Source organism: Streptomyces noursei, from assembly GCF_001646665.1.
In the GTDB taxonomy this organism is placed as follows: Bacteria; Actinomycetota; Actinomycetes; order Streptomycetales; family Streptomycetaceae; genus Streptomyces; species Streptomyces lavendulocolor.
This window is the reverse complement of sequence record NZ_LWBU01000373.1, coordinates 87,954-113,755: the sequence shown is the minus strand read 5'-3', so window position 1 is coordinate 113,755 and position 25,802 is coordinate 87,954. Positions and strand designations below refer to the sequence as shown.

Below are 25,802 nucleotides of genomic sequence, written 5' to 3'. Positions count from 1 at the left end.
GGTGTCCGGCCGGCCGGCGGTGTCACCTGCCGAGCGTCCCGGCGTCGCCCATCACGATGACCGGGTGCTTCGCCGGGTCGAGGGCGAGCAGCAGTTGCCGCATGTCGTCCCGCTGGAGCGAGACGCAGGCCCGGGTGGGGCCGCCGTGGTCGACGTGGATCCACACGCCGCCCCCCTTGGCCGCGCCGAGCGGGCGGACCTTGTTCAGCGGGGACGTGCCCGGCAGGCGGTTGTAGTCGATGGCCACCACGTGGTCGAAGGAGCCCTCCAGCGGTTCGCCGAGGAACCCCGTCCCGGACATGTTGAACTCCTCGCTCTGGTCGTAGGGCAGCCGGGTTCCCGGGTCGGGCAGCCGCCCCCCGGCGTCGCCCAGGGGGAACACCCCGATGGGTGAGCGCAGGTCGCCGGCGCGGTGGTGGGCCGTCCAGCCGCGCAGCGCGTTGTGCGCGGGCCACGGCTGGCTGACGGCCTTCCATCCGGCCGCCGGGTCGCGCTCGAAGAGCACGGCCGTCGACTGGTGGGAGTGCGGTCCGTCGCCCTTGACGACGAGGGCCTGGGTGCTGCTGGCCGGGATGCTCGAACGGGTGGCGGGGCCGAGGCCGGGGATCTGGGCGGGCGGGGCCGGCCGGGGCGCTCCCTGGACGGGGGACGCAGAGGACGGCTCCTTCGCGGGGCCGGTGGCCGTGCGGGGGGCGGAACACGCCGTGAGCAGCAGTCCGGCGCACAGCGCGCCGGTGAGCACATGGCGTCCTGCTCTGTTGACGACGGGCATGTCGGAGCCTTTCCCTCATCGCCGGGGCCGTGCGGCGCGGACTGCGACCACGAGGGTGATGATCTGCTGATCCGGCCGCGCGGGCCCGTCGGCGAGGGGGCGACGCGCACGAAGTTCGCCCGGTCGTACGGGTGGGCGGCGCGGTCTCAGAGGAGGGGCCCGAGCGGCCCGAGGTCGAGGTTGAGGTCCTCCGGCTCGAGGCCGAACCGGGTGCGCAGGAGGTCCATGCGGTCCTCCAGCAGCATCAGCGTCATGCCGATGCGCTCCTCCTGCTCCTCGGTGAGGTCGCCGCCCTCGACCCGCCGCAGGGCCTGCCGCTCCATCAGCTGCCGCAGCAGTTCCACGACGGTGAGGACGAGCCGGGCGAGGTCGCGTTCGACGGTGTCGGGGTCGAGTTCCACCTTGCGGCGCTGCGCGGTCACGGGCGCACCTCCCCGGCCGGTCCCCACGGCGAGGGGACGTCCTCGCTCACCGAGCTGATGAGGGCCTTGAGGTCGACGCGGACGAGGTCGACGTCGGCGATCCGGAGGGTGAGGTCGCCGGTGAGGACCACGCCGCCCGCGAGGAGCCGGTCCAGCAGGTCGACGAGGGCGATGCGGCGCTCGGCCAGGGGCTCCGGCGAGGCGGCCCGCACGGGGGCGGTCACCGGCCGGCCTCCTGGGCGGCGGGCGCCGCGGTCGTCGCGTGCGCCTCGTGCGCCTCGTGCGCCTCGTGCGCCTCGTGCGCCTCGTGCGCTTCTTCGTCGGCGATGCCGGCGAAGGAGTACGGGGCCCAGGGCCCGGTGAGTTCCACGCGTACGCCCGGTTCGGACGCCGCCTCGACCAGCTCGACGAACTCCTCGCTGCGCTCCCGGTCCACCAGGTAGGCGGCGTTGAGGACGTTGACGCCCGGGACGCCGGAGAGGCGGGCGTCCTGGGGGCGGTGGACGGTGCCGGCCTCGGCGTGCCGCGACAGTTCGCCGTGCAGCCGGCGGCACAGGGCGTCGGCGCGCTCCCAGTCGCCCTCGCGGCTGCGGCGGGCGTGCAGGCGGCGCCGCAGGTAGTCCCGGCCGCTGCTGCCGCTCCCGGCCGCCGCCGGTTCGGCCTCCTCCTCGGCCGCGGGCTCCGCGTACACCTTGACGCCCCACTCGACGCGGCCGTCGAGCCGTTCCAGGGCCCGTACGAAACGGTCGTGGCCGTCCTCCACGAGGCGCCGCACCCCGCTGTCGTCGCGGCAGACGGTGGCGAGCCGCAGCGGGAGGGGGCAGGTCACGGTGGAGAGGGCGGCGATCACGGCGTCGTGCGCCCGCGCGGTGTCGGCCAGCCAGTCGAGGTCCTCCAGCCGGGCGCGCAGCGGTGCCTCGTCGAAGTCCTCGGGCGCCACGGCGCCGGTGACGGCGACCAGGTCGCCGTGGCGCAGCAGCCGGGGCGGCTCGCCGCCGATGCCGCGGGCTCCTTCGGGCAGGACGCCGTCGAACGGTCGCGTGACGGCGTACACGTAACGCAGCCGGTCGGTGGTGCTCATGCGGTGCGCTCCTCCAGTTGGGCGATGCGGCGCTGCAGTTCCTCGTTCTCGCGCGCGAGTTCGCTGCTCCGGGCGCGGGAGGAGAGCGCCGGGTCGCTCTCCCACCAGTCGATGCCCATCTCCTTGGCGCGGTCGACGGACGCGACGACGAGCCGCAGCTTGATGGTCAGCAGCTCGATGTCCAGCAGGTTGATCTTGATGTCGCCGGCGATGACGACGCCCTTGTCGAGGACGCGTTCCAGGATGTCGGCGAGGTTCGCGCTGCTGCCTTCGGAGGCGTACGGGCTGGGGAGGCCGCTGGGGCGGGGGGTGCTCATGTCTGTCTCGGGCCCTTCTCCAGGCGGTCGAGGAGCTCGTCCTCCCGGCGGTCGAATTCCTCTTCGTCGATCTCCCCCGCCTCGAGCAGCTCGTTGAGGCGGGAGAGTTCGCGTTGTACGGCGGCGGGGTCGTAGTACTGCCGCTCGGCCTCCGCCACCACCTGGCGCAGCACCCAGGCGGTGCCGCGCAGGGGCGCCGCCGGCAGGAGCAGCAGTTCTCCCAGCAGGCCCATGCTCGGTCCCTCCCTATTCGACGAAGCTGTACGGCGGCAGCGGGCCGTTCACCTGCAGCACGAGGTGGTGGTGGTCCTGCTGGAGCTTGTCGATCGCGGCGACGAAGCCGTCGGCGCTGTCGCGCTGCACCAGGAAGGAGATGTTGGCCAGCCAGCCGCCGCTCTCCGGGCCGGGGCGGACGTCGGTGGCCTCGGCCTCCAGCGCCTGCTGGAGGAGGACCGCGTCGCTCGCCTCGCGCTGCTGGACGGCGGCCGCGACGCGTTCGCCGAGAGCCAGCTTCTGCTCGTAGGTGCCGCCACCCGCGGCGCGGTTGGCCTCGCTGAGCTTGCGCAGTTCGGGGTTGTCGGCGAGCACCCGGTGCAGGACGGCTTCCTCGTCGTGGCTGGCCTTCACGTTGTACTCGACCTTGTCGTCGAGGGCGCGCAGCCGCTCCAGGTAGTGCTCCTCGCGGTCGCCGAGGACGGCGAGGACGGCGTCGTCGTCGGGCGAGACGCCGCCGAACCGCATGGGCAGGACCGCGCCGGCCGCGCCCGCCTCGGCGAGCACGTTCTGATGGGCCATCAGGTCGCGCCGCTTGGGCCTGAGGTCCTCGGGCGCGTCGCTGACCAGCGCGGCGAGGGCGCCGTGCTTGAGGACGCGGACGGCCTGCGGCGGGTCGCCGATGCCGCCCATCTTCTCGGGGAGGCCGGGGTGCGAGCTCCGCGCGATCCCGTAGACGTACGTGCTCACTCCGTCTCCTCCTTCTTACGGGTCGACGTGCGGCTGCCGGACGAGCCGCTGGACGAGCCCTTCAGGGCGTCCGAGATGGTCTCGGCGGCGCCGGAGAGCGCCCCCTTGGACTTGCCGCGTGCGCCGGACTCGGTCATCTCGCCGACCAGGTCGGGCAGTCCGGGGTTCTTCCGGGGCCCGGCCTCCAGGTCGAGGCGGTTGCAGGCCTCGGCGAACCGGAGGTAGGTGTCGACGCTCGCGACGACGACACGGACGTCGATCTTCAGGATCTCGATGCCGACCAGGGACACGCGGACGAACGCGTCGATGACGAGTCCGCGGTCCAGGACGAGTTCGAGGACGTCGTAGAGGCCGCTGCTGCCGCCGCCGCTCTGCTGTGCCGGAACTACGGTCATGGTGGGGTGCCTCCCTCCCTAGGAACGGTCGGACCTGCCGCGCTCGTAGCGGCGGACCCGCCGGTAGCCGCTCAGCTCGCCGTTCGCGTCGAGTTCGACCTCGTACGAGGCGAGCAGGCTCATCGTGTCGGGGACACGCGCCAGTTCGAGCACTTCGACGTTGAGCGTCCAGCCGTCCTCGGTGCGTTCGAAGGACGACACCGACTCGGTCTCCATACCGGTGAGTTCGGCGAGCTGGGCACATGCCCCTCGCAACACCTGCATGGGGCCCGGCGACTGTTCCTTGGGCTGTTGTCGTGTCCGGGCGCTCTTCGCCCGGGCGCTGGAGTTCTTCTCTGCGTTGTCTGATGTGTTCTCTGATGTGTTCGCCATGAATGCCTCGCTCTCCTGGTTGCCGTGACTCGGATCCGCAAACCCCTGGCCTGCGCTCGGTGCGGGTCAGCGCAGCGCGTCGAGGCGCCGCCGGGCGGGACCGAGCGCCCGCGGACGGGCGGTGGAGCCGTCCCAGGGGCCGCTGCGGGCCTGTTCGAGCGCGGTGGCGACGGTCCAGCGACGGGCGTGGGTGGCGGGGTCGTCCAGTTGGTCCCAGCGCAGCGGGGTGGCGACCGGTGCGCCCGGCCTGGCGCGTACGGAGTAGGGGGCGACGGCGGTCTGCGCGTAGCCGTTGCGCTGGACGTCGAGGTACAGACGGTCGCCGCGGTCCTGTTTGCGTGCCGCGGTGGTGAGTTCGCGCGGGTGGGCGGCGGCGAGCGTGGCGGCGACGTCGTGCGCGAAGGCGCGGACCTCGTCGAAGTCGCTCTGCCCGTCGAGGGGGACGATGACGTGCAGGCCCCGGGAGCCGGTGGTCATGAGCGTGGAGGGCAGCCTCAGCGCGTCGAGGAGTTCGCCGAGCCGGTGGGCCGCCCGGCGGACGGCGTCGAAGTCGTCCCCGGCGGGGTCGAGGTCGAACACCATGCGGTCGGGCGTCTCCAGGTGACCGGTCCTCGACTGCCAGCGGTGCAGGGTGACACAGGCCTGGTCGGCGAGGTGGACCAGGGTCGCGGTGTCGTCGCACACGGTGTGGGTGACGGTGCCGCCCTCCTTGGCGACCTCGACGCGGTGGACCCAGTCGGGGTAGCCGGCGGGCGTGTCCTTCTGCATGAAGCGGGGTCCGCCGATGCCGTCGGGGAGCCGTTCGAGCATCAGTGGCCTGCCGCGCAGGTGCGGCAGCATGTGGGGCGCGACGGAGCGGTAGTAGGCGGCGAGGTCCGCCTTGGTGATCCCGTCCTCGGGGAACAGGACCTTGTCGGGGCGGTGGATGTCGACGGTCCGGCGGCCGGCTCGTACGGCCCTGGTGCTGCTCGTACTCATCGTGTGCGCGTACCCGGGCGCCCTTCCCGGCACACGCCGCAATGCCGTTGCGGCGCGGCGGCGTTCGGGCGCAGGATCCGGTGCATGAGTGTTCTGCTGCGGACGCCCCGGCTCGTGCTGCGCACGGTGACGGAGGACGACCTGGACGAGGTGGTGGCGCTCGACAACGACCCGTGCGTCATGCGGTACATCAACGGCGGCCGCCCGGTGTCGCGCGACGAGGTGCGGGCGGGGTCGCTGCGGCGGCTGCGGGGGCCGGGGTTCTGGGCCGCCGAGGAGCGCGCCACGGGTGCGTGGCTGGGCTGGTTCGCGCTGGAGCCCACCGCCGAGCGGGGGGTGGTGGAGCTGGGCTACCGGCTGCGCCGGTCGGCGTGGGGGCGGGGGTACGCGACCGAGGGCGCGCGGGCGCTGATCGGCGCGGGCTTCCGGGAGTCGGGGGTGCGGCGGGTGACGGCGCAGACGATGACGGTCAACGCGGGGTCGCGCCGGGTGCTGGATAAGTGCGGGATGGCGTACGTCCGGACGTTCTTCGGGCAGTGGCCGGAGGTCATCGAGGGCTCCGAGCACGGGGACGTGGAGTACGTGCTGACCCGGGAGTCCTGGGCGGCGGGACGGGCCGCCGTGCACACGGGTGAGTGACTTCGGTGCGCATCGCGCGTGTCGTGACCCGTCCGGGGCGGGCACGCTGACCGCCGTCCGTCCGCCCGCCCGCCCGCGCAGGCGGACGGGCGGGCGGTGACACGCCCGTGTCCCGGCCGGGCCGGCCGGGACACGGGGAAGAGGTGCTGCGGGGGCGGGGCGCTCAGGGCGCGATGCCCCGCTCCACCAGCAGTTGTACGGCGGCCACGATCGCCTCCGCGTCGATGCCCGCCTTCCGCAGCTGCTCCTCGGGCGTCGCCGACGCGGGCATGTCCCGCACCGCGAGGCGCGCCATCCGCGGTGCCGGGCGCCCGTCGGAGAACGCCTCGGCGACCGCGTCGCCCAGGCCGCCCTCGGGGTGGTGGTCCTCCACGGTGAGGAGGCAGCCGGTGGCGGCGGCCGCGTCGCTCAGCGTGTCGACGTCCACGGGCTTCACGGAGTACAGGTCGACGACCCTGACCGGGATGCCGTGCTCCTCCAGCAGGTCGGCCGCCTTCAGCGCCTCGTGCAGCGTGACCCCGGCGGCGACGACGGTGGCCTCGTCGTCGTCCCCGTGGCTGCGCAGCACCTTGCTGCCGCCCACCGGGAACGTCTCGTCGGGCCCGTACAGCACGGGCATGTCGCTGCGGGAGGTGCGCAGGTAGCGGACGCCCTTGAGGTCGGCCATGGTCGCCACCAGCCGGGCGGTCTGGTTGGCGTCGCAGGGGTACAGCACGGTACTGCCGTGCACCGAGCGGAACATCGCCAGGTCCTCCAGGCCCATCTGGGAGGGCCCGTCCTGGCCGATGGCGACACCCGCGTGGGAGCCGACCAGGTTGATCCCGGCGCGGCTGACGGCCGCCATGCGGACGAAGTCGTACGCGCGGCTCAGGAAGGCCGCGAACGTCGACGCGTACGGGACGTAGCCGCGGGTCTGCAGGCCGACGGCGGCGGCGACGAGCTGCTGTTCGGCGATGTAGCACTCGAAGTACCGGTCGGGGTGGGCCTTGGCGAAGAACTCGGTCCGGGTGGAGTCGCCGACCTCGGCGTCCAGGGCGACGACGTCGGCGCGTGCGGAGCCGAGCGCTTCCAGGGCGTGCCCGTAGGCGGTGCGGGTGGCGACGGCGTCGCCGACGTCGAAGCGCGGCAGCTCGGTCTGCGGCGCCTCGCCCTCGTCGCCGCCGGCGTTGGTGACGGTCCTGCGCGCGGCGGTCGCCTCCGGGGGCTTCTGCACGTCGACGCGGAGGTGGCGCGGGCCGCCGAGTTCGGCGATCGCCGCGTCGGCGTCCTTGAGCGGCTTGCCGTGGAAGCCCTCCAGGTCCTCGACGGCGGCGACGCCCCGCCCCTTGCGGGTGGCGGCGAGGATCGCGGTCGGCTGCCGGATCGTGGAGCGGGCCTCGGCGAACGCCCGGTCGAGGGCCTCGACGTCATGGCCGTCGACCTCGACGGTGTGCCAGCCGAAGGCGTGCAGCCGCCGCTCGTAGGCGGCCAGGTCGTGCTCGTGGCGGGTCGGGCCGCGCTGACCGAGCCGGTTGACGTCGACGACGAGGGTGAGGTTGTCGAGGTGGTTGTACGCGGCGTGCTCGACGGCCTCCCAGACCGATCCCTCCGCCATCTCGCTGTCGCCGGACAGCACGTAGACGTGGTACGGGACGTCGTCGAGGCGCTTGCCGGCGAGCGCGATGCCCACGCCGACGGGCAGGCCCTGGCCGAGGGAGCCGGTGGCGACGTCCACCCAGGGCAGCCGGGGCGTGGGGTGCCCCTCGAGGCGGCTGCCGAGCTCGCGGAAGGTGAGGAGTTCGTCGTCGTCGACCGCCCCGGCCGCCTTGTACATGGCGTACAGCAGCGGGGAGGCGTGGCCCTTGGACAGGACGAGCCGGTCGTTGCCGGGGTGCTCGGGGTGGTCGAAGTCGAACCTCAGGTGGTGGGCGAGGAGGACGGCGCCGATGTCGGCCGCCGACATGGACGAGGTGGGGTGTCCGGAGCCGGCGGCGTCGGCGGCGCGTACCGCGTCGACGCGCAACTGCTGGCCGAGGGAGGCGAGTTCGTGGTGGTGCATGTCACTCCTTGCCGGGTGTGCCACCACGGGTGCCGTGGTCGCCGCCGGGTCCGGCCGGGATGCGGGCCAGTTCGGGCGAGGCGGTGTCGAGGGGGACCTGCCAGGAACGGAGCAGGCCGAGCTGGACGGCCTGCCGCGGCAGGGCCGCGTCCAGCAGCCAGTCGGCGGCGACGCGCACCCGGTTGCCGGGCATCGCGGCCAGGTGGTAGCCGCGGGTCACGGCGCCGGCGACGGGGCCGGACAGCTTGACGCCCATCGGGTTGGCGGCCGCCTTGACCCCGCCGAGGTCCACGGCGAAGCCCAGGTCGTTGTGCCGGTACGGGACGGCCTCGCCGTGCCCGAGGGACGCGGCGACGTTGCGTGCGGCCACCTTGCCCTGCCGGGCCGCGTGCTGGGCCGTCATGGGCGTGTACTCGCCGGGCCGGGTGAGGTCCGGTACGGCGGCGGCGTCGCCGCACGCGAAGACGTCGGGGTGGCCGGGGACGCCGAGCTGCGGCGTCACGACGAGGCGGCCGCGCTCGACGGGCAGGCCCAGTTGGGAGACGAGCGGGTCGGGGCGCACACCGACGCACCAGATCAGCGACCGGGTCTCGACGAACTCGCCGTCGTCCAGCAACACGCCGTCGGGCCTCGACTCCTTGACGGACGTCCTGACCCGCACGTCGACGCCCCGGCCGCGCAGCACCTCGTCGGCGGTGCGGGAGAGCGACTCGTCGAGGCCGGGCAGGACGCGGTCGGCGACGTCCAGGAGCATCCAGCGGGGCCGGACGCCGGAGGGCCAGGCGGGCTGCTTGCGGACCAGGGCGTCGGTGAACATCTTGCCGTGCGCGGCCAGTTCCGTACCGGTGTAGCCGGCGCCGACGACCACGAAGGTGCAGCGGGAGGTGCACTCGGCGGGGTTGCCCGCGGCGGACGCCAGCTCGATCTGGCGGGTGATGTGGTCGCGCAGGTACAGCGCCTCGGGCAGGCCGCGGAAGCCGGTGGCGTTCTCGGCGACGCCCGGGATGGGCAGCAGCTTGCTGACGCTGCCGACGGCGAGGACCAGCCGGTCGTAGGTGAGCGTGCCCTCGGTGCCCTCGGGGTCGGTGAAGTGGACCGCGCGCCCGTCGAGGTCGACGTGGTCGGCCTGGCCGAGCACCAGCCGTACGTGGCGGAGGGTGCCGGGCAGGGACACGGTGATCCGCCGGGGCTCCAGGACACCGGCCGTGACCTGGGGCAGCAGCGGGAGGTACAGGAAGTAGTCGGTCGGGTTCAGCAGCACGATCTCGGCCCGGCCGCGCAGGGTCCGGGAGAGGTGGCGTGCGGTCTGGTACCCGGCGAAGCCGGCTCCGACGATCACGACGCGCGGCAGGGCGCGGGAGCCGTCGGGGTTGCCGGAACGGCCGGACGGGCCGGGGAACGGGCCGGACGGGCTGACGGACGGGGTCACAGGGCCTCCAGCGTCATGTCTGCGTTACGGCACAGCCGCGTGAAGCGGGCGGACCTTCCCGGTGCCCCGGAGCCTGCCGCCCAAACGCGGCATACCGGTCGCACACCGGGTCCGGGGCCTCCCCGGGGGCCGTCGGCCGCCCCGTGAGCGCGTATCAGAATGCGAGAAGTACGTATCAGGATGTGACACGACCGGTCTAGGCTGACGGCACCGACCACCCGGCGCTACCAGGGGAGTACGCGATGGCCGACGCCGTCTACACGCACGGGCACCACGAATCGGTGCTGCGCTCGCACCGCTGGCGGACGGCCGCCAACTCGGCGGCGTACCTGCTCACGGAGGTGCGGCCGGGGATGGAGGTGCTGGACGTGGGCTGCGGCCCCGGGACCATCACGGCCGACCTGGCAGCGCTCGTCGCCCCGGGCGGCCGGGTGACGGGGGTCGACGCGGCCGCGGGCGTACTGGAACAGGCCCGGGCCACCGCCCGCGAACGGGGCCTGGACAACGTCCGCTTCGCGGTCGCCGACGTCCGCGCGCTGGACTTCCCGGACGACTCGTTCGACGTGGTCCACGCCCACCAGGTGCTCCAGCACGTGGGCGACCCGGTGGGCGCGCTGCGCGAGATGCGGCGGGTGTGCCGCCCCGGCGGGGTGGTCGCCGTGCGCGACAGTGACTACGCGGCGTTCGGCTGGTACCCCGAGGTGCCCGTGCTCGACGAGTGGCTGGAGCTCTACCGGCGCGTGGCGCGCGCCAACGGCGGCGAGCCGGACGCGGGCCGCCGGCTGCTGTCCTGGGCGCGGCGGGCCGGGTTCACCGACATCACCGCCACCGCGGCGGCCTGGTGCTTCGCCACCCCCGACGAGCGCGCCTGGTGGAGCGGGCTGTGGGCGGACCGCACGACCGCCTCGGCGTACGCGGGGCTCGCGATCGGGGGCGGCCACGCGACGGCAGACCGGCTGGCCGCGATCGCCGACGCCTGGCGGGAGTGGGGGCGCCACGACGACGGCTGGTTCCTGGTCCCGCACGGCGAACTGCTGTGCCGCGCCTGACGTCCCCGGTTCCGGCGGGGGCGTGACGACGGGGCGTCGCGGACCCGTCCCCCCGGACCCGTGACGGATCGGCGCGGGCCCGCCGCGGCGGCATCCGCCGGCCGTTCCGGGTGCGGAACCGGGGCGTCACGGGGCGCGGGCGCACCGCCGGCCGGCGGGGACGGGGCCGTCCCGGCGGCGGGGCCCCGCCGGGCCGGGCGGCCGGTCCGGCGGGGCCGCCGCGGCCGTCGGGCCCGTACCCGCGGTTGCACCGCGGGCGAATCGATCTCGCGGCCGTGCGCCGTCAACTACCCTCGCCCGTATGGAGATCCTCGGCACCACGCTGCGCGTCTGCGTCGACGACCTGGAGACCTCGGTGGTCTTCTACGAACGGCTCACCGGCAGCCCCGCGCTCCGCTTCGAGCGCGGCGGCGTGTCCGTGGCGGCCATCGGCTGCTTCCTGCTGATGAGCGGCCCCGAGTCCGAGTTGGAGATCCTGCGCAAGGTCGCGGCGACGATCGCGGTCGAGGACGTGGACGCCGCCCACACCACGCTCACCGCGGCGGGCGCCAAGGTCGTGGCCGGCCCCGTGCCGACGCCCGTGGGCCGCAATCTCATCGCCGTCCACCCCGACGGATCGGTCTTCGAGTACGTCGACCAGCGTCGCTGAGCCCGCCGTCGCCCCTGAACTCCGACCGTAAGTCCTATATGCTTACTTCGAGGCGTTATGACGCCTATGTCTGTTATGACAGCGGGTGAGTGACGACGATGTCTTCGGAGCAGCAGGGCGACCGGCCACGGCGTGAGCCCCGCGATGGCGGGAGCCGCCGGCCCCGCCGGATGTCGGCACCGAAGGCGATGCGCTCCGCCGCCCAGCAGTTGGAAGAACTGTTGGGCAGGCCACCGGAGTCGATCTCCGCACTCCGGCCCACCGATGACGGGTGGGAGGCCGAGGTGGAGGTGCTGGAGCTCGAGCGGATTCCCGAGACGACCAGTGTGCTGGCCAGCTACCGGGTGACGCTCGACGCCGAGGGTGAGCTCATGGCGTACGAACGGGTCCGGCGCTACACGCGCGGGCAGATCGATCGGCGCACCTGAGGACCGGAACGACCGGACCCGGACCGAGCGAGCAGGCGGTCCGTGAGAGGAGGCACCATGACGGTGGTGCCGCAAGGAGGCGGAGGCCCGGTCGCGCGCGGTGGCGGCGGCGGATCCTCCTCCTCGCTCTACGACGTACTGGAACTGATCCTGGACCGCGGACTCGTCATCGACGTGTTCGTCCGCGTGTCCCTGGTGGGCATCGAGATCCTGAAGGTCGACGCCCGCATCGTCGTGGCCAGCGTGGACACGTATCTGCGCTTCGCCGAGGCGTGCAACCGGCTCGACCTGGAAAGCGGGCGCAAGGCCCCCACGCAGCTGCCCGAACTGGTCGGGGAGATGACCGAGGGCGGGGCCCGGGGCAAGAGCAAGGGGGCGCTCACCGGGGCCGTGGAGGCCTTCTCCGACTCGTTCCGGAAGGGACGCGACGGCGAGCGCGAGGAGGAACCGGAACCGGCAGAGGAGCGGGAGAGGTCACGGCCGCGCCGTCCTCCCCGGCGCCGGGAAGAGTGAGTCATGGCGGTCTACGTCTACGCGATCACCCCCGCCGACCATCCCCTCCGGCTGGACGGGGTCACCGGGGTCGGCGAGCCGGCCGAGCAGCTGCGCGTGGTGACGGAGGGCGACCTCGCCGCCGTCGTCAGTGACGCACCGGAGGGCCTGCGGGCCAAGCGCCGTGACGTCCTCGCCCACCAAACGGTGCTCCAGGAACTCCTCGGGCAGGCGGGCGTGCTGCCCCTGCGCTTCGGCGCACTGGCGCCGGACGACGACGCCGTGACCGACGCGCTCAGGGAACGCGCCGCGAACTACCGCGACCGCCTCCGCGCCCTCGATGGCTGTGCGGAGTTCCACCTGAAGGCGTCCTGCCCCGAGGACCTGCTGCTGGCGGCCGTCCTGCGGGAGTCGGACGACGCCCGGCGCATGAACGAGGAGATCCGCAGCGGGCACGGCGGTCAGGACTTGAAGATCTCCCTCGGGGAACTGGTCGCGGCCGAGGTCACGGCCCGCCGCACGGCGCTCGGCGCCTCGGTCGTCGAGGCCCTGCGCCCGCTGGCGAGGGAGGTGCGGGAGTCGGAGGCCGTCGGGGACGACTTCGTCAGCGCCTCCTTCCTCGTCGAGCGGACCCGGCAGAACGCCTTCCTGGAACGGGAGGCGGAGCTCGTCGGGGAGTACGGCGAGGACTTCGACTTCCGGCTGCACGGACCGCTGCCGCCCTACAGCTTCGTCTAGGAGGTGCGCCGGTCATGGGGCTCTTCACCCAATTGGTCACCCTCCCCCTCGCCCCCGTGCGGGGCGTCGGATGGGTCGTACGGAGAGTCACCGAGGCGGCGGAGCAGGAGTACTACGACACGCGGCCGGTCCTGCAGGCGCTGAAGGAGCTGGAGGAGGAACTGACGTCCGGGCGGATCGATCAGGAGACCTTCGACCGGCGTGAGGACGAACTGCTGGACCGGCTGGAGGAGATCAAGCGCTTCCAGGAAGGCCGCGAACCATGACGTCCGAGGAGGACTCCCCACGATGAACAACGCGACGATCGGTGCGGCACTGCTGGGCGGTTACGTCCTGGGCCGGACCAAGAAGGGCAAACTCGCCGTCACCGCTGCGACCTGGATGCTCAGAAAGAAGATCAACCCCAAGGAGATCGCCTCGGCGGTCACCGGTTCGCCCGCCATCGACGCGCTCGGCGAGCGGATACGCAAGGAACTCGTCACCGCCGGCAAGGAGGCGGCCACGACGGCCGTCGCCGCCAGGGCGGACCGGCTGGCCGACTCCCTGCACTCGCGGACCGCGGGGCTGCGCGAGGGCCTGCCTCCCCTCAAGGGCGAGAAGGACGAGGACCGGGCGGCCGGTGAGGAGCCGGAGGACGAGGACCGGGACGAACAGGAGGACCGGGACGAGTCCGAGGGCGAGGACCGGGGCGGCAAGGAGGACCGGGAGCAGCGCCAGGACGGGGCTGACGACGAGGGCGGGGAGTCGGGCGCCGAGGAGGAACAGCGCCCGAAGCCGCGGAAGCGGTCGGCGAAGGCCGGTTCCGAGCGGCCGCGCCGTACGTCCGGGGACAAGGAGGGTGGCGCCGCGCGCCAGAAGAAGTCCAGTGGCACGGCGAGGAGGTCAGGGGCATGACCGACGGCAGGATGAAGGACATCGCGGGCGACGCGGGCGACCGGCTCAAGGACGAGCTGCGCGGATACCTCGAAGCACGCGCCGAGCGGGCGGTCAGCAGCCTGGGGGATCGCCTCGGTGAGGCGACCCAGCAGCTGGGGGACCCGGGCAAGTCGCTGGGAGGCGCTCTCGGCACGCTCGCCAAGGGCGGTCAAGCGCTGGGAGAGGGCAAGTCACCCGGCCGTGCGGCGGCATCCATGGCGATGTCGCACATGGGCAGTAGCGTGAAGGACAAGGTCTCCGGACTGGTCGGCAAGATCACCGGCAAGGGCGGCAAGGGCGGCAAGGGCGAGACCCGGGGCAAGAGCGTCGTCATCATCGAGGACATCGACGTGGGCGTCCCCGTGCGCCAGGCCTATGACCAGTGGACGCAGTACCAGGAGTTCTCGCGCTTCGCCAAGGGCGTGGTGAACGTCGAGCAGAACGACGAGATCACGACCTCCTGGCAGACGAAGGTCGCCAAGTCCAACCGCAGCTGGAAGGCGTCGATCGTCGAGCAGGTCGCCGACGAACGCATCTCCTGGACCTCCGAGGGCCCCAAGGGCACCACGAAGGGTGTGGTGACCTTCCACTCCCTGGACGACAACCTCACCAAGGTGCTGCTGGTCCTCGAGTACTTCCCCAAGGGCCTGTTCGAGAAGACCGGCAACATCTGGCGGGCCCAGGGCAGGCGCGCGCGGCTGGACCTGAAGCTGTTCCGCAAGTTCGTCACGATGAAGGGCGAGCCCGCCGAGGGCTGGCGCGGTGAGATCCGCGACGGCGAGGTGGTGCGGGAGCACGACGACGCCGTGAAGGAGGAAGAGGAGCAGAAGCAGCGGGAGGAGCAGGAGGACCAGGAAGGCGGCGAGGGGGAGGACAGGGCCGACGACGAGGACCGCCCGGAGGGCGAGGAGTCCGAGGAGGACGAGGATTCCGAGGACGCCGACCAGGACTCCGACGAGGAGGGAAGCGAGGACGAGGAGGAGGTCCGGGGCCGCGAGGGACGCGGCCGGTCCGAGGACGACGACGAGGCGTACGACCGCGACGTCGAACCGGAGGACGGGGACTGGGACGACGAGGACGAGGCACGCCAGGACGACGAGGAGGACTGGGAGGACGAGGACGAGGAGCCCGACGAAGAGGAACGTCCGCGCCGCCGGGCCGGGGCACGTGGCTGACCACCGACGGAACGAGGTCGACCTGCCGTGACAGAACCGCACTCCGACAACCTCGGGTCCTTCCCCTCCCGGGCCGCGCCCTCCTACGGACAGGGGTCGTCGGCGAACCTCGCCGACATCCTCGAACGCGTCCTGGACAAGGGCATCGTCATCGCGGGCGACATCCAGATCAATCTCCTCGACATCGAGCTGCTGACCATCAAGCTGCGGCTGCTGGTGGCCTCGGTGGACAAGGCCAAGGAGATGGGCATCGACTGGTGGGAGCACGACCCGTCGCTGTCGTCCCGCGCGGACAGCCGCCCCAGTCTCTCCGAGGAGAACCGGCGGCTGCGCGAGGAGATCGCGGCCCTGCGCGGCACGCGGTCACTCGACCGTGCGGAGCCCGTCGACGACGTGCCCCGCGGGGCCGCCCGCGGGGAGGTCGCCCGCGAGGACGTCGTCGCCGGTGAGGTGACCGAGGGCCGCCGGCGCCGGGCCCCCACCCGTTCGGGCACGCCACGGCGGAGGACGGCGGAGGACGGCACCGCGCGGCGACGGCCGCCGGAGGACGACCGATGACCGGGAGCGTCAGTTACGTGTACGGCGTCGCCGGACCGTCACCCGCGCTGGACGACGCGGTGCGCGGCCTTCGGGGCGTGGACGGGGCGCCCGTGCGCGTCGTGGCCGCCGGGGACGTGGCGGCGGTGGTGAGCGACGTGCCCGCCGCCGACTTCGAGGAGCGCCCGCTGGCGGCCCACCTGGAGGACCTGGACTGGCTGGAGGCGGTCGCCCGCGCCCACCACGGGGTGATCGACGCCGTGGCGGCGCGCGTCACCGTGCTGCCCCTGCGGCTGGCCACCATCTACCGGGACGACCAGGGCGTGCGGGCCGTGCTCACGGCCGGGGGCGCCGCGTTCCGCTCCCGCCTCGCCCGGCTGGCCGGGCACGTCGAGTGGGGCGTCAAGCTGTACGCGGAGCCCGCCGCGGCGCCGGACGGCCCCCCGGGCGGGTCCGGCGAGTCGTCGCGGCTCTCCCCCGGGCGGGCCTACCTGCGCAGCCGCAGTCGTGAGCGGACCGCCAGGGACGAGGCGCACCGGGCGGCCGCCGATGCCGTACGGCGCGTCCACGAGGCGGCCTCCGCGCACGCCGTGGAGCATGTGCGCCACCGGGTGCAGCAGGGACCACTGGTGCGGGGCACGTCGGAGAACGTCAGCAATGACGCGTACCTGGTGCCGTCCGGGAGGTCCGACGCGTTCCTGTCGGCCGTGCGGGAGGCGGCCGGTGCGGGCACCCCGGTGCGGGCCGAGATCACCGGGCCGTGGGCGCCGTACTCCTTCGCGGCGGGCGCGCCGGGCGCGGAGGACCGGGCGGACGGGGCGGACGGGGAGAACCGGGCGGACGGGGCGCGGGAGGAGGCGGCTCCGGGATGACCATGGACGCCGTCCCGCCCCCGGAGGACGGGGCCGACCCGCTGCCCCAGCGGCAGGTGGCCCTGATCGACCTGCTGGACCGCCTGCTGACCGGCGGCGTCGTGATCACCGGCGACGTCGTGCTGTCCATCGCCGACATCGACCTCGTCCGCGTGTCGCTGCGCGCGCTGATCGTGTCCATCAGCGAGGAGAACCCCTCGCCCTGGGGCGGCGTCGGCGCGGAGACCGCCCGGGACCGCCATGTCGCCTGACCGGGACCGGGACCGGGACCGCCCCGAGGACCGTTACGGCGACCGCTACGAGGAGGTCGCGGACGCGGCCGCCCGGGCCTTCCGGCTGCTGCCGGCCGCCCCGGCGGAACTGCCCCGGCGCGGTGACGCCGGCCCCGCGCGCCCGGCACGGCGGATCAGCGCCGACCCGGACACCGTCGAGCGGGACCTGATGAAGCTGGTGCTGACGCTCGTCGAGCTGCTCCGGCAGCTCATGGAGCGGCAGGCGCTGCACCGGGTGGACGCCGGGGACCTGTCCGAGGACGAGGAGGAGCGTCTGGGGGCGACGCTGATGCTGCTGCACGACCGGATGACCGGCCTGTGCGCGACGTACGGCCTCACCATGGAGGACCTCAACCTGGACCTGGGGCCGCTGGGGACGCTGCTGCCGCCGGGCGAGGCCCCCTAGCCACACACCCACGATGTCCCGTTAGGCGTGAATTGTCCGATTGTTCGGTCGGTCTGGCGGGTAGGAACGGTCATGGGGCGTGTTCCGCATCGGCGCCCCGCCGCTGCGAGCGACCGCCCAGGAGGTGACACACATGGCCGCGGGCAAGAAGGCCAAGAACGTGGCGCGATCCGCCAAGGGCAAGGCCAAGGAGGCCACCGGAAGGGCGGCCGGCAACGAGAGCCTGGAGGCGGAGGGCCGGGCCGAGCAGATGAAGAGCGACGCCAAGCAGACGGTGCAGAAGGGCAAGGACACGCTCAAGCACTGACCGCACGCCGTCGACGGCCGGTGGGTGGCCCCGTCACCCGCCGGCCGTGCCCCCTCCGGTCAGGGCGTCCACCACCAGGTCGGCGAGCAGGGCGCCCGCCGTTCCGTCGGGGTCCAGGTCCGGGTCGTAGATGGTGACGTTCAGCCCCACACACCGCTCGGACCGCACCAGCGTGCGCAGCAGCGGACCGGCCTCGTGCGGCAGCAGGCCCTCGGGGTCGGGACTGTCGACCGCGGGCATCACGGACGGGTCGAGCACGTCGGCGTCCAGGTGCACCCAGAAGCCGTTGAGGACGGGGGTCTCCAGCGTCCGCACCACGGCTCCCGCGATGTCGGTGACGCCCCACTCGCGGAGTTCGCCGACCGTGACGGTCGGGATCTTCAGGCCGGCGAGCTCGGCGCGGTCCTCCTCGTCGTAGTCCCGGATGCCGAACAGCCGGACGTCCTCGTCCCGCAGGTAGGGCCGCAGGCCCTCGATGTCGGTGAGGTCGTCCTGGCCGCGTCCGGTGGCGATGGCGAGTTCCTCGCCCGCGGCCGCGCCGATCCGGTCGGAGTTGCCGGGGTGCCGGAAGTCGGCGGACGCGTCGAGGGCGGCGAGCCCGTAGCGCCCGAGGCGCTTGAGCGCGAGCGAGGCGCCGAGCTGGATGGAGCAGTCGCCGCCGAGTACGAGGGGGAAGTCCCCGGCCCGCACGTGATGTTCGACGCGGTCGGCCAGCCTGCGGGTGTACTCCGCGATGGGGGCGGCGTGGAAGACCCCGTCGCCCTCCTGCCAGTCGCCGCGGTCGTAGCGGGGCGGTACGACGACCCCGCCTTCGTACGCGCCGAGTCTTTGGACGATCCGGTTCTCGCGGAGGGCGCCCGCCAGTTTGTGGCAGCCGGGGACGGTGCCGGGCGCGGGTGGCCGCAGACCCAGGTTGGAGGGGGCGTCGATGACCACGATGTTCCGCATGCGGTCATCCTCGGCGCCCTCAGGGCCGGTCGGCAATGGGATTGTCGGCGGTGATCGCCCAGCGTTCGTGGTCGCGCCAGGCGCCGTCGACGAGGACGAACGACGGCGAGAAGCCCTCCAGCCGGAACCCGGCGCGGCGTACCAGTGCCACCGAGGCCTCGTTGCGTGGCTGGATGTTGGCCTCCAGCCGGTGCAGGCCGAGCGGCCCGAAGGCGTGGCGCAGGACGAGGGCCAGCCCCTCGCCCATCAGCCCGCGGCCGGCCGCGTGGCGGAAGGCGCCGTACCCGAGGGTGCCGCTGAGGAAGCCGCCCCGGACGATGTTGTTGATGTTGATGAACCCGGCGATCGCGCCGTCCTCCCCGCGCTCGCACACCAGCAGCGGCTCGCAGTCGGGGCTCTCGATGCGGGCGCGGGCGTAGGCGGCGTACGCCGCCGCGGTGTCCGGCGGGAAGAGCCACGGCCGGTGCAGGTCCCTGCTCTCGCGCACCCGCGCGACGAACTCGTCGCCGTCGTCGAGGGTGAAGTACCTCAGGGCGACGCGCGGGCCTTCGGCCAGGTGGTGGCGGGGGCGGGGGGCGTGCACGGACACCCGGTCAGGCTACCGGGCGGGGCCACTGCCGCCACTGTGGCCGCACGTTTCACTTCCGCCTCCTGGGTGGGCCTGCGCCGCCGCCCCCGGCGACCAGGAGGTGCGGATCCGGTCGCGCGGGGGCGGAGGGGCTGGGCCGTACGGGCGAGGTGGCCGTACCGCTCTCAGTGGTGGGCGACGACCAGCTGCGGCTCGTCGGCGTCGGCGGTGTCGGCCGGGTCGGGGCGCTGGATGAGCAGCGCGGTGACGACGCCGATGCCGAGCAGGGCGAGCGCGGCGTACATGGCGTGCTGGTAACCGGCCTCGGTGACGCCCCCGGCGTCGCTGCCCGCGGTGATCATGGCCGAGGCGAGGGCGATGCCCAGCGAGGCGCCGATGCCGAAGCAGGCCCCGTTGAGGCCGGAGAGCGAACCCGGCTTGTCCTTGGGAGCAGTGGTGACGGCGAGGCCGTTGAGGCCGGTGAGCATGAAACCGCCGTACGTGATGCCCAGCGCGGCGAGCGCGGTGACCAGGATCCATTCGCTGTGCAGGAACAGCGTGGCGAAGACGAAGATCACGAAGTTGGCGACCGCGCCGGTGACCACGATCGTGCGCCAGCCGATCTTCGGGCCGAGCCGCCCGGTCAGGGGGGCGGAGATCACGCCGATCAGCTGGATGGGCGTGAGGAAGAGGATCGCGGCGGTGACGGCGCTCAGCCCGAGGCCGACGCGGGAGTCCTGGGAGAACAGCGGGATGGTCAGCGCGATCGCGCCGAAGGCCCCACCGAGGGTGCAGACGGTGGTGAGCAGCAGGGGCCAGGCCCGGCGGGAGGCCAGCACGTCCAGGTCGATGACCGGGTTGGGGGCGCTCTTCTGCGAGACGACGAAGAAGACGAGCGAGGCGAGGCCGCCGAGGAGGAAGCCGAGCGTGAGCGGCGAGGTCCAGCCCCAGGCGGCGCCCTGGGCGAGACCGACGAGGATGCCGGTGAGGCCGAGCGCGAGGGCCGCGATGCCGCGGGAGTCGAAGCGGGCGCCGGCGTCGGTGGTGGGCGGGACGTCGGGGACGTACCGGCGCACGCCGATCAGGCCGGCGACCGCGATCAGGGTGGAGCAGACGAAGATGCCGCGGAAGCCGATGGTGTCGGCGATCTGGCCGCCCGCGATGGCGTCGACGCCGGCGAGGCCGCCGTTGACGGCGGTGATGATGCCCGCGGCCTTGCCGAAGCCGGCCGGGGTGAGCAGCTGGTTCAGGGTGAGGAAGGCGAGGGTGAACATCGCGGCGGAGATGCCCTGGAGGATGCGGCCGGCGATGAAGACCTCGATCGTCGGCGCGAAGACGCAGAGCAGGTTGCCGATGATCAGCACGACGGCGCAGACGAGCATCATCGGCTTGCGGCCGCGCTGGTCGCTGAGGCGGGCGAGCGTGACCTGGCCGATGGCGGCCATGAGGAAGAAGAGGGTCTGCGACAGGCCGGCGGCGGCCGTGGTCGTACCGAGGCGCTCGATGACATCGGGCAGGGCGGGGCTCAGCATGGTCGCGTTGATCTGGTAGCCCAGAACCGCCAGGACCATCGCCAGCAGCATGGGCCCGCGGCCCGCGAGGTCGGATTCGGCTCCGGAACGTGTCCGGCCGAGCGAGATGGACATGTCGGCCCCTTTGCCTTGGATGTCATGTCGGGATCGGTAGAACGGCACACCACTGGCCTTGTCAGACAAGTGCTGCTGAGTCAGATTGGAATCTACGCGCGTAAACGTCAATACCCTCTGGCGAAATTTTCGACTTTCCGCAGTTCAGTGCCGCTGAATCGAGACCGTACGGTCATTGCCCGTCCCCGTCGTGCGGCATAGCTTGATGACAAGTGAGCCGAGGAGGGGCAGTGGTGGTCAGCAGCGCGGAGCAGCGGAGACCGGTCGTGGTGCTGTACGAGCGGATCGTGGACGCGATCCACGCCGGCACCTACCCGCCCGGCTCCACCCTCCCCTCCGAGCCGAAGCTCGCCGCCGAGCTGGGCGTGAGCCGCCCGGCACTGCGCGAGGCCCTGCTCCTCCTCCAGGAGGACGGCCTGCTCTCGGTGCGCCGCGGGGTCGGCCGGACCGTCGCTGACCGCCCGCCGCGCCGGGGCTTCGAGCACATCCAGCCGCTGGAGGAACTGATCGGCGCGGGCGCCCCGGTCCGGGTACGGGCCCTGCTGCGGGCGGTCGAGGAGCCGACCGACTTCACCGCCCAGCACCTGCTCGCCGCCGCGCGCGCCCGGCTGCGGTTCTGGGAGTCGCTGCTGGCCGCGGACGGTACGGCGGCGGCCCTCAGCCAGGAGTGGGCGGCCGCCGAGGACGTCCTGGAGACCGCCCACCCCGGTTTCGCCCGGGCGCTCGACGCCGTCGCGGGCTCCCCGGACGCCGCCCGCACATCGATGCTCGCCGTCCTGACCGGGGCCTCCCGCGGGGTGCCGCTGAGCGCGCACAGCAGCGTGACGGCGACGCTGGTGGGGCAGCGGCGGGGAGAGCAGCTGGGCCGCCCGGCCGACACCCCGGCGGTACTGATCACGCAGGTCGTCCGGGTCGGCGACGTCCCGGTCCTGGCCGCCAAGCACATGCTCCCCACGGGGGCCGCGGCCCTCCCGGTCCTCCAGTCCAACTGACGGCCGCGGGCTCCGGCGGCCACCGGAACCCCGCCCGGCGGTGATCCCGGCGGTGACCGTGATCCCGGCGGCCACCGGGATGCCGGCGGGCCGGCGCGGTCGATCTCGGCGGTGACCGTGATCCCGGCGGCCACCGGGGTCCCCGGGGGCCGGCGCCGCCGCCGTCGGGGGCGTCACGCTGTCGGCTGCGTCACGGCGTACGCCCCCGGGCGTGGCGTACACTCCCGCACCATGCACTTGTCTGACAACGTCTCCGCCGACGTCACGGCCGCCGACTGGATCCGCCGCGCCCCCAAGGCGGTCCTCCACGACCACCTGGACGGCGGACTGCGCCCCGCCACGATCATCGAGCTGGCCCGCGCGTGCGGCTACACCGGCCTGCCGACCGAGGACCCGGCGGCGCTGGGCTCCTGGTTCCGCGACGCGGCCGACTCCGGTTCGCTGGAGCGCTACCTGGAGACGTTCGCCCACACCTGCGCGGTGATGCAGACCCGTGACGCGCTCTTCCGCGTCGCGGCCGAGTGCGCCGAGGACCTGGCGGCGGACGGCGTGGTCTACGCCGAGGTCCGGTACGCCCCCGAGCAGCACCTGGCGGCGGGCCTGACCCTGGACGAGGTCGTGGAGGCGGTGAACGAGGGCTTCCGCGAGGGCGAGCGCCGCGCCGGCGGCCGCATCACCGTCGGCACCCTGCTGACCGGTATGCGCCACACCGACCGCTCGCTGGAGATAGCCGAGCTGACCGTCGCCCACCGCGAGCGCGGCGTGGCCGGCTTCGACATCGCGGGCGGCGAGATCGGCAACCCGCCCGCCCGCCACCTGCCGGCCTTCCAGCAACTCAAGCGGCACAACTGCCACTTCACCATCCACGCGGGCGAGGCCGTGGGCGCCGAGTCGATCCACGAGGCGGTGCAGGTGTGCGGCGCCGAGCGGATCGGGCACGGTGTGCGGATCACCGACGACATCGCCGAGGACGGCACCCTCGGCCACCTGGCCGCGTACGTCCGTGACAACCGCATCGCGCTGGAGGTCTGCCCGACCTCCAACCTCCAGACGGGCGCCGCGAAGGACTACGCGACGCACCCGATCGACCAGCTGCGCCGCCTCGGGTTCCGCGTCACGCTCAACACCGACAACCGCCTGGTGTCCGGCACCACCATGAGCCAGGAGTTCCAGCACATGGTGGACGCCTTCGGGTACGGCCCCGAGGTGTTCGAGGAGTTCACGGTCGCAGCCGTCGAGGCCGCGTTCCTGCCGCTGCCCGAGCGCCGCAGGCTCATCGACGAAGTCATCCGCCCGGGGTACGCCGCGCTCTGACGCCGCGGCGCGGCACGGCACGGGAGGCGGTGGCGGCCGGGGGCGGCACCGGCGCCGGGGGGCGGGGCGCGGCGCCGGGGGGCTGAACCGGATCGGGTGCGGCCCGGGGGCAGGCGCGCCGGGCGCCGCCCTCCGGGCCGTCCCGCTGCTCCCGCTGCTCCCGCTGCTCCCGGCCATTCGGCCCGCTGCGCGCCCCGGCAGGGCGAACGTTTCTGCGGGGGCGTGGCGGGACCGGCCGCCGGTGGTACCTCAGCGGGCATGGAGCCCCAGGTACCTCCGTTCCTCCGCACGGCCGCCGCCCACGCGTGGCGCATCCTGGTCGTCGGCGCCGCCGTGTACTGCGTCTTCGCCGTACTGGGCCGCTTCCACGAGATCGGGGTGGGCCTCTTCCTGGGGCTGGTCGTCACGGCACTGCTGCGGCCCGTCGCCGACCTCGTGGCGCGGATCCTGCCCCGGGGGCTCGCCGTCGCGGTCACGCTGCTCGCCGGGATCGCGGTGGTGCTGGGGGTCCTGGCCCTGGTCGGTGAGGCGGTCGCGGGCGAGAGCACCACGCTGGTGCGGGAGTTCCGGGACGGTGTGGACCGTATCGAGCGGTGGCTGGAGCGGCCGCCGTTCCGGCTCCACCCGGATGTGCTGTCCGACCTGCACTCACGGGTGACGCAGTTCCTCTCCAGCCACCGCTCGGCCCTTCTCAGCAAGGCGGTCAGCGGTGCGGGCGAGGCGGTGCACGTGGTGGCGGCGCTTGCCCTCGGCCTGTTCGCCTCGATCTTCTTCATCCACTCGGGCGACCGGCAGTGGGCCTGGTACTGCGACCAGTTGCCGCAGCGGGCACGGTCGTACTGGAACATCGCGGGACGGGCGGCGTGGCGCACCTTCACCGGCTACACGCACGGGATCGTGCTCGTCGCGGCGACCAACGCCGTACTGGTCGGTGTCGCGCTCTACTTCCTCGGCGTACCGCTGGCCGTGCCGCTGGCGCTGCTGGAGTTCGTCGCCGCGTTCGTCCCCCTGATCGGATCGCCGGTCGCGCTCGCCGTGGCGGCTGTCGTCGCCCTGGCGGCGAAGGGGCCGCTGACGGCCGCCATCGTGATCGCGCTGATCGTGATCATCGGGCAGATCGAGGGGCACCTGCTGCATCCGCTCGTCATGAGCTGGGCGGTCCGGCTGCACCCGCTGGTGGTGGCGATCTCCGTGATCGCGGGAGCCGTCGCGGCGGGCGTCGTGGGCGCGGTGGTCGCCGTGCCGCTGGTGTCGGTGGCGTGGTCGGTCTACACGGCACTGCGCGAGGCGCGCCGGCCGGCGGCCACGGCACCCGCCTGAGCCGGCCCTCCGGCACCGCGCGGGAGGTCCGTGCCACGGTTTCCGCCCTGGTCGGAGGGGCATCGTGAGACGGAATGGGACACGCACGGATGTCCGGGGGTTCAGGGGGCAGGCGTACTGCGTGCCCGTCACCATGCGGTCAGTCATGAGCCCGGCCGTTGTACGGGTGGGCGGGCGGACATCGGCAGGTGACGACAGCAGGCAGGGAGCCCACATGAAGGTCCGCCCGTGGACGGTACGACCGGACTTCCGGCTCACGGCCCATGTGGTGGCCGGGCGCTACCGGCTCGACGATCTCCTGGGCCGGGGAGGCGGGGCCGATGTGTACGAGGGTCTGGACCTGCGGCTGCGGCGTCCCGTCGCCGTGAAGGTCCTCCGCCCCGAGGGCGAGGCCCCGACGGAGGAGCGCTTCGACAGCGAGGCGCGTCTGCTCGCCCGGTTGCAGCACCCCGGCCTGGTGACGGTGTACGACTGCGGCCGGGACGACGGGCAGCCCTTCCTGGTGATGGAGCTGATCAAGGGCACGACGCTGCGCCGCCGGATAGCCCGGGCCCCCCTGACGGCCGCCGAGGCCTGCCGTCTCGGATCCGCCCTGGCCTCCGCCCTGGCGCACGTCCACGCGAACGGTGTCGTGCACCGCGACGTCAAGCCCTCGAACATCCTCCTGGACGAGACGGGCGTGCCGTACCTGACCGACTTCGGTATCTCCCGGCTGCTCGACAGCACCGCTCACACGGTCACCGGCACGCTGGTCGGCACCGCCGCCTACATGGCGCCCGAGCAGGTGCTCGGCCGGGGCGCCGGACCGGCCGCGGACGTCTACAGCCTCGGCCTGGTGCTCCTGGAGGCCCTGAAGGGTGAGCTGGAGTACGACGGGACCCCGCTGGAAGCGGCGATCGCCCGCCTGCACCGGGCCCCGGTCTTCCCGCCCTCGCTGCCCGAGGGGCTCACCGCGCTGCTGCGGGCCATGACCGCGGTCGACGAGACCGGCCGGCCCGACGCCGGGACCTGCAGCCGGGCACTGGCCGAGGTGGCCGAGGTCGCCGAAGTGACCGAGGTGGACGAGGCCGCTGACGTGGCCGGGGTGGCCGCAGGAACCGCGGACGCCCGCTCAGGAGTGCAGGGTGGGACGAGCGGGCCGGGCGGTTCGAGCGAGGCGCTGCCCCACCGGCGACCGGAGGCCCTGCGGGTTCCCGAGCCCCGGGCGGTGGCCACCGCACGCGAGGAGGCGGCGCGCGTCCCGGCACAGGACCAGCGGACCCACGCCGCCCGCCGGAGGCATCGTTCCCACCGGACGCACCGCGCCCTGCTGACGGCCGGTTCGACGCTGGCCGCGCTCGGGGTGGCGCTGACCGGCTCCACCGGTGCCCCGCCGTCCGACGCCCGGGACACAGCCGCCCGCCCACCGCGTCCGGCCACGACGAAGCCGGCGGTGCCCGCGGCGGACGACCGTCCCTCCCGTCCGGCCTCCCCGTCGGCGGCCCCGGCCTCCCCCACCGGTGCGCGCACTGCCGCGGGCACGGGCGATGCCGCCGGCAGGTCCGGCGCGGTGACCGGAGGGTCCGGCGTCCCCGCCGCGGCCACCGTCTCCCGCGAGCAGCCCGGCCGGCAGGCGCAGGAGGTCCGGCAGGTGCGAGAGGTCCAGCAGACGCAGGACGTCCGGGACCCGTCCTACGACACGCCGTCACGGCCCGCCGGTGCGAAGCCGGAGAAGGCCAAGGGCAAGGCCAAGGGCAGGAACTGACCGCTCCCGGGCGGCGGACCGACG

33 protein-coding genes are annotated in these 25,802 nt (G+C 73.5%); 18 read left to right on the top strand and 15 right to left on the bottom strand.

The window, feature by feature from the left end:
- Positions 1-22: 22 nt before the first annotated feature.
- The 10 genes from A4V12_RS28630 to ligD all read right to left on the bottom strand — a co-directional run bounded on the left by A4V12_RS28630 (position 23) and on the right by ligD (position 5,300).
- Positions 23-772 carry a hypothetical protein gene (locus A4V12_RS28630; RefSeq protein WP_064072335.1) on the bottom strand — a complete coding sequence of 250 codons (750 nt, stop codon included), beginning with the start codon at positions 770-772 and terminating at the stop codon, positions 23-25.
- Between the two features lie 146 nt (positions 773-918).
- Complete coding sequence (locus A4V12_RS28625; RefSeq protein ID WP_064072334.1) at positions 919-1,194, bottom strand: gas vesicle protein K; 276 nt, start codon at positions 1,192-1,194, stop codon at positions 919-921.
- A complete protein-coding gene (locus tag A4V12_RS28620) occupies positions 1,191-1,418 on the bottom strand; it encodes a gas vesicle protein (protein ID WP_199831409.1) in 228 nt (75 codons plus the stop codon). Before A4V12_RS28620 ends, A4V12_RS28625 begins: the two co-directional genes overlap by 4 nt.
- On the bottom strand, positions 1,415-2,275 hold the full coding sequence (locus A4V12_RS28615) for a GvpL/GvpF family gas vesicle protein (RefSeq protein ID WP_079137411.1): 861 nt from the start codon (positions 2,273-2,275) through the stop codon (positions 1,415-1,417). Before A4V12_RS28615 ends, A4V12_RS28620 begins: the two co-directional genes overlap by 4 nt.
- On the bottom strand, positions 2,272-2,592 hold the full coding sequence (locus A4V12_RS28610; protein WP_064072333.1) for a gas vesicle protein: 321 nt from the start codon (positions 2,590-2,592) through the stop codon (positions 2,272-2,274). The genes A4V12_RS28615 and A4V12_RS28610 overlap by 4 nt, the downstream gene beginning before the upstream one ends.
- Positions 2,589-2,825 (bottom strand): gas vesicle protein GvpG, encoded by a 237-nt coding sequence (locus A4V12_RS28605; RefSeq protein WP_064072332.1) that lies wholly within the window; start codon positions 2,823-2,825, stop codon positions 2,589-2,591. Before A4V12_RS28605 ends, A4V12_RS28610 begins: the two co-directional genes overlap by 4 nt.
- Positions 2,826-2,838: 13 nt before the next feature.
- Complete coding sequence (locus A4V12_RS28600; RefSeq protein ID WP_064072331.1) at positions 2,839-3,555, bottom strand: GvpL/GvpF family gas vesicle protein; 717 nt, start codon at positions 3,553-3,555, stop codon at positions 2,839-2,841.
- The gene (locus tag A4V12_RS28595) at positions 3,552-3,950 is read right to left on the bottom strand and encodes a gas vesicle structural protein GvpA (protein WP_064072330.1); all 399 of its coding nucleotides are present in this window, start codon (positions 3,948-3,950) and stop codon (positions 3,552-3,554) included. The genes A4V12_RS28600 and A4V12_RS28595 overlap by 4 nt, the downstream gene beginning before the upstream one ends.
- Before the next feature lie 18 nt (positions 3,951-3,968).
- Positions 3,969-4,322 carry a gas vesicle protein GvpO gene (locus A4V12_RS28590; RefSeq protein ID WP_079137410.1) on the bottom strand — a complete coding sequence of 118 codons (354 nt, stop codon included), beginning with the start codon at positions 4,320-4,322 and terminating at the stop codon, positions 3,969-3,971.
- Between the two features lie 66 nt (positions 4,323-4,388).
- Entirely contained in the window at positions 4,389-5,300 is a 912-nt protein-coding gene (ligD, locus tag A4V12_RS28585; RefSeq protein ID WP_064072328.1) for a non-homologous end-joining DNA ligase, read from the bottom strand.
- Between the two features lie 84 nt (positions 5,301-5,384).
- Here ligD and A4V12_RS28580 point away from each other — a divergent pair, with 84 nt between their 5' ends.
- Complete coding sequence (locus A4V12_RS28580) at positions 5,385-5,939, top strand: GNAT family N-acetyltransferase (RefSeq protein ID WP_064072327.1); 555 nt, start codon at positions 5,385-5,387, stop codon at positions 5,937-5,939.
- Positions 5,940-6,102: 163 nt separating this feature from the next.
- Here A4V12_RS28580 and A4V12_RS28575 read toward each other — a convergent pair whose 3' ends face one another.
- Positions 6,103-7,977: a transketolase gene (locus tag A4V12_RS28575; protein ID WP_064072326.1), complete on the bottom strand. Its 1,875-nt coding sequence runs from the start codon at positions 7,975-7,977 to the stop codon at positions 6,103-6,105.
- A gap of 1 nt (position 7,978) precedes the next feature.
- Entirely contained in the window at positions 7,979-9,316 is a 1,338-nt protein-coding gene (locus A4V12_RS28570; RefSeq protein ID WP_064072474.1) for an NAD(P)/FAD-dependent oxidoreductase, read from the bottom strand.
- 332 nt (positions 9,317-9,648) lie between these two features.
- Here A4V12_RS28570 and A4V12_RS28565 point away from each other — a divergent pair, with 332 nt between their 5' ends.
- The 13 genes from A4V12_RS28565 to A4V12_RS28505 all read left to right on the top strand — a co-directional run bounded on the left by A4V12_RS28565 (position 9,649) and on the right by A4V12_RS28505 (position 17,246).
- Positions 9,649-10,455, top strand: a complete 807-nt coding sequence (locus A4V12_RS28565; RefSeq protein ID WP_064072325.1) for a methyltransferase domain-containing protein — start codon at positions 9,649-9,651, stop codon at positions 10,453-10,455.
- 301 nt (positions 10,456-10,756) lie between these two features.
- On the top strand, positions 10,757-11,104 hold the full coding sequence (locus tag A4V12_RS28560; RefSeq protein ID WP_064072324.1) for a VOC family protein: 348 nt from the start codon (positions 10,757-10,759) through the stop codon (positions 11,102-11,104).
- 98 nt (positions 11,105-11,202) lie between these two features.
- Complete coding sequence (locus A4V12_RS28555) at positions 11,203-11,532, top strand: gas vesicle protein (RefSeq protein WP_079137428.1); 330 nt, start codon at positions 11,203-11,205, stop codon at positions 11,530-11,532.
- Positions 11,533-11,589: 57 nt separating this feature from the next.
- On the top strand, positions 11,590-12,045 hold the full coding sequence (locus tag A4V12_RS28550; RefSeq protein WP_199831408.1) for a gas vesicle structural protein GvpA: 456 nt from the start codon (positions 11,590-11,592) through the stop codon (positions 12,043-12,045).
- A 3-nt stretch (positions 12,046-12,048) separates the two neighbouring features.
- Positions 12,049-12,762: a GvpL/GvpF family gas vesicle protein gene (locus A4V12_RS28545; RefSeq protein ID WP_064072322.1), complete on the top strand. Its 714-nt coding sequence runs from the start codon at positions 12,049-12,051 to the stop codon at positions 12,760-12,762.
- Positions 12,763-12,776: 14 nt separating this feature from the next.
- Positions 12,777-13,028: a gas vesicle protein GvpG gene (locus tag A4V12_RS28540; protein WP_064072321.1), complete on the top strand. Its 252-nt coding sequence runs from the start codon at positions 12,777-12,779 to the stop codon at positions 13,026-13,028.
- Positions 13,029-13,050: 22 nt separating this feature from the next.
- Entirely contained in the window at positions 13,051-13,656 is a 606-nt protein-coding gene (locus A4V12_RS37735) for a hypothetical protein (protein ID WP_064072320.1), read from the top strand.
- Positions 13,653-14,852, top strand: coding sequence for an SRPBCC family protein (locus A4V12_RS28530; RefSeq protein WP_064072319.1), 1,200 nt, complete (start codon positions 13,653-13,655; stop codon positions 14,850-14,852). The genes A4V12_RS37735 and A4V12_RS28530 overlap by 4 nt, the downstream gene beginning before the upstream one ends.
- Before the next feature lie 27 nt (positions 14,853-14,879).
- On the top strand, positions 14,880-15,410 hold the full coding sequence (locus A4V12_RS35700; RefSeq protein ID WP_079137409.1) for a gas vesicle protein: 531 nt from the start codon (positions 14,880-14,882) through the stop codon (positions 15,408-15,410).
- On the top strand, positions 15,407-16,261 hold the full coding sequence (locus A4V12_RS28520; RefSeq protein WP_064072318.1) for a GvpL/GvpF family gas vesicle protein: 855 nt from the start codon (positions 15,407-15,409) through the stop codon (positions 16,259-16,261). Before A4V12_RS35700 ends, A4V12_RS28520 begins: the two co-directional genes overlap by 4 nt.
- Positions 16,258-16,512 (top strand): gas vesicle protein, encoded by a 255-nt coding sequence (locus tag A4V12_RS28515; RefSeq protein ID WP_064072317.1) that lies wholly within the window; start codon positions 16,258-16,260, stop codon positions 16,510-16,512. The genes A4V12_RS28520 and A4V12_RS28515 overlap by 4 nt, the downstream gene beginning before the upstream one ends.
- Positions 16,502-16,939: a gas vesicle protein K gene (locus tag A4V12_RS28510; protein ID WP_064072316.1), complete on the top strand. Its 438-nt coding sequence runs from the start codon at positions 16,502-16,504 to the stop codon at positions 16,937-16,939. Before A4V12_RS28515 ends, A4V12_RS28510 begins: the two co-directional genes overlap by 11 nt.
- A gap of 133 nt (positions 16,940-17,072) precedes the next feature.
- Entirely contained in the window at positions 17,073-17,246 is a 174-nt protein-coding gene (locus A4V12_RS28505; RefSeq protein ID WP_064072472.1) for a CsbD family protein, read from the top strand.
- Positions 17,247-17,279: 33 nt separating this feature from the next.
- Here the strand turns inward: A4V12_RS28505 and A4V12_RS28500 are convergent, their stop codons facing one another.
- The 3 genes from A4V12_RS28500 to A4V12_RS28490 all read right to left on the bottom strand — a co-directional run bounded on the left by A4V12_RS28500 (position 17,280) and on the right by A4V12_RS28490 (position 20,408).
- Positions 17,280-18,194, bottom strand: coding sequence for an arginase family protein (locus tag A4V12_RS28500; protein ID WP_064072315.1), 915 nt, complete (start codon positions 18,192-18,194; stop codon positions 17,280-17,282).
- A gap of 19 nt (positions 18,195-18,213) precedes the next feature.
- A complete protein-coding gene (locus A4V12_RS28495; RefSeq protein ID WP_234372363.1) occupies positions 18,214-18,783 on the bottom strand; it encodes a GNAT family N-acetyltransferase in 570 nt (189 codons plus the stop codon).
- 164 nt (positions 18,784-18,947) lie between these two features.
- Complete coding sequence (locus A4V12_RS28490; protein ID WP_079137408.1) at positions 18,948-20,408, bottom strand: MFS transporter; 1,461 nt, start codon at positions 20,406-20,408, stop codon at positions 18,948-18,950.
- Between the two features lie 233 nt (positions 20,409-20,641).
- Between A4V12_RS28490 and A4V12_RS28485 the strand changes: the two genes are divergently transcribed.
- From A4V12_RS28485 to A4V12_RS28470, 4 genes are all read left to right on the top strand, one after another.
- Entirely contained in the window at positions 20,642-21,400 is a 759-nt protein-coding gene (locus A4V12_RS28485; protein ID WP_064072469.1) for a GntR family transcriptional regulator, read from the top strand.
- A gap of 231 nt (positions 21,401-21,631) precedes the next feature.
- A complete protein-coding gene (locus A4V12_RS28480) occupies positions 21,632-22,714 on the top strand; it encodes an adenosine deaminase (protein WP_064072314.1) in 1,083 nt (360 codons plus the stop codon).
- Between the two features lie 258 nt (positions 22,715-22,972).
- Complete coding sequence (locus A4V12_RS28475; RefSeq protein WP_064072313.1) at positions 22,973-24,034, top strand: AI-2E family transporter; 1,062 nt, start codon at positions 22,973-22,975, stop codon at positions 24,032-24,034.
- A 214-nt stretch (positions 24,035-24,248) separates the two neighbouring features.
- Positions 24,249-25,778: a serine/threonine-protein kinase gene (locus A4V12_RS28470; RefSeq protein ID WP_064072312.1), complete on the top strand. Its 1,530-nt coding sequence runs from the start codon at positions 24,249-24,251 to the stop codon at positions 25,776-25,778.
- Positions 25,779-25,802 lie beyond the last annotated feature (24 nt).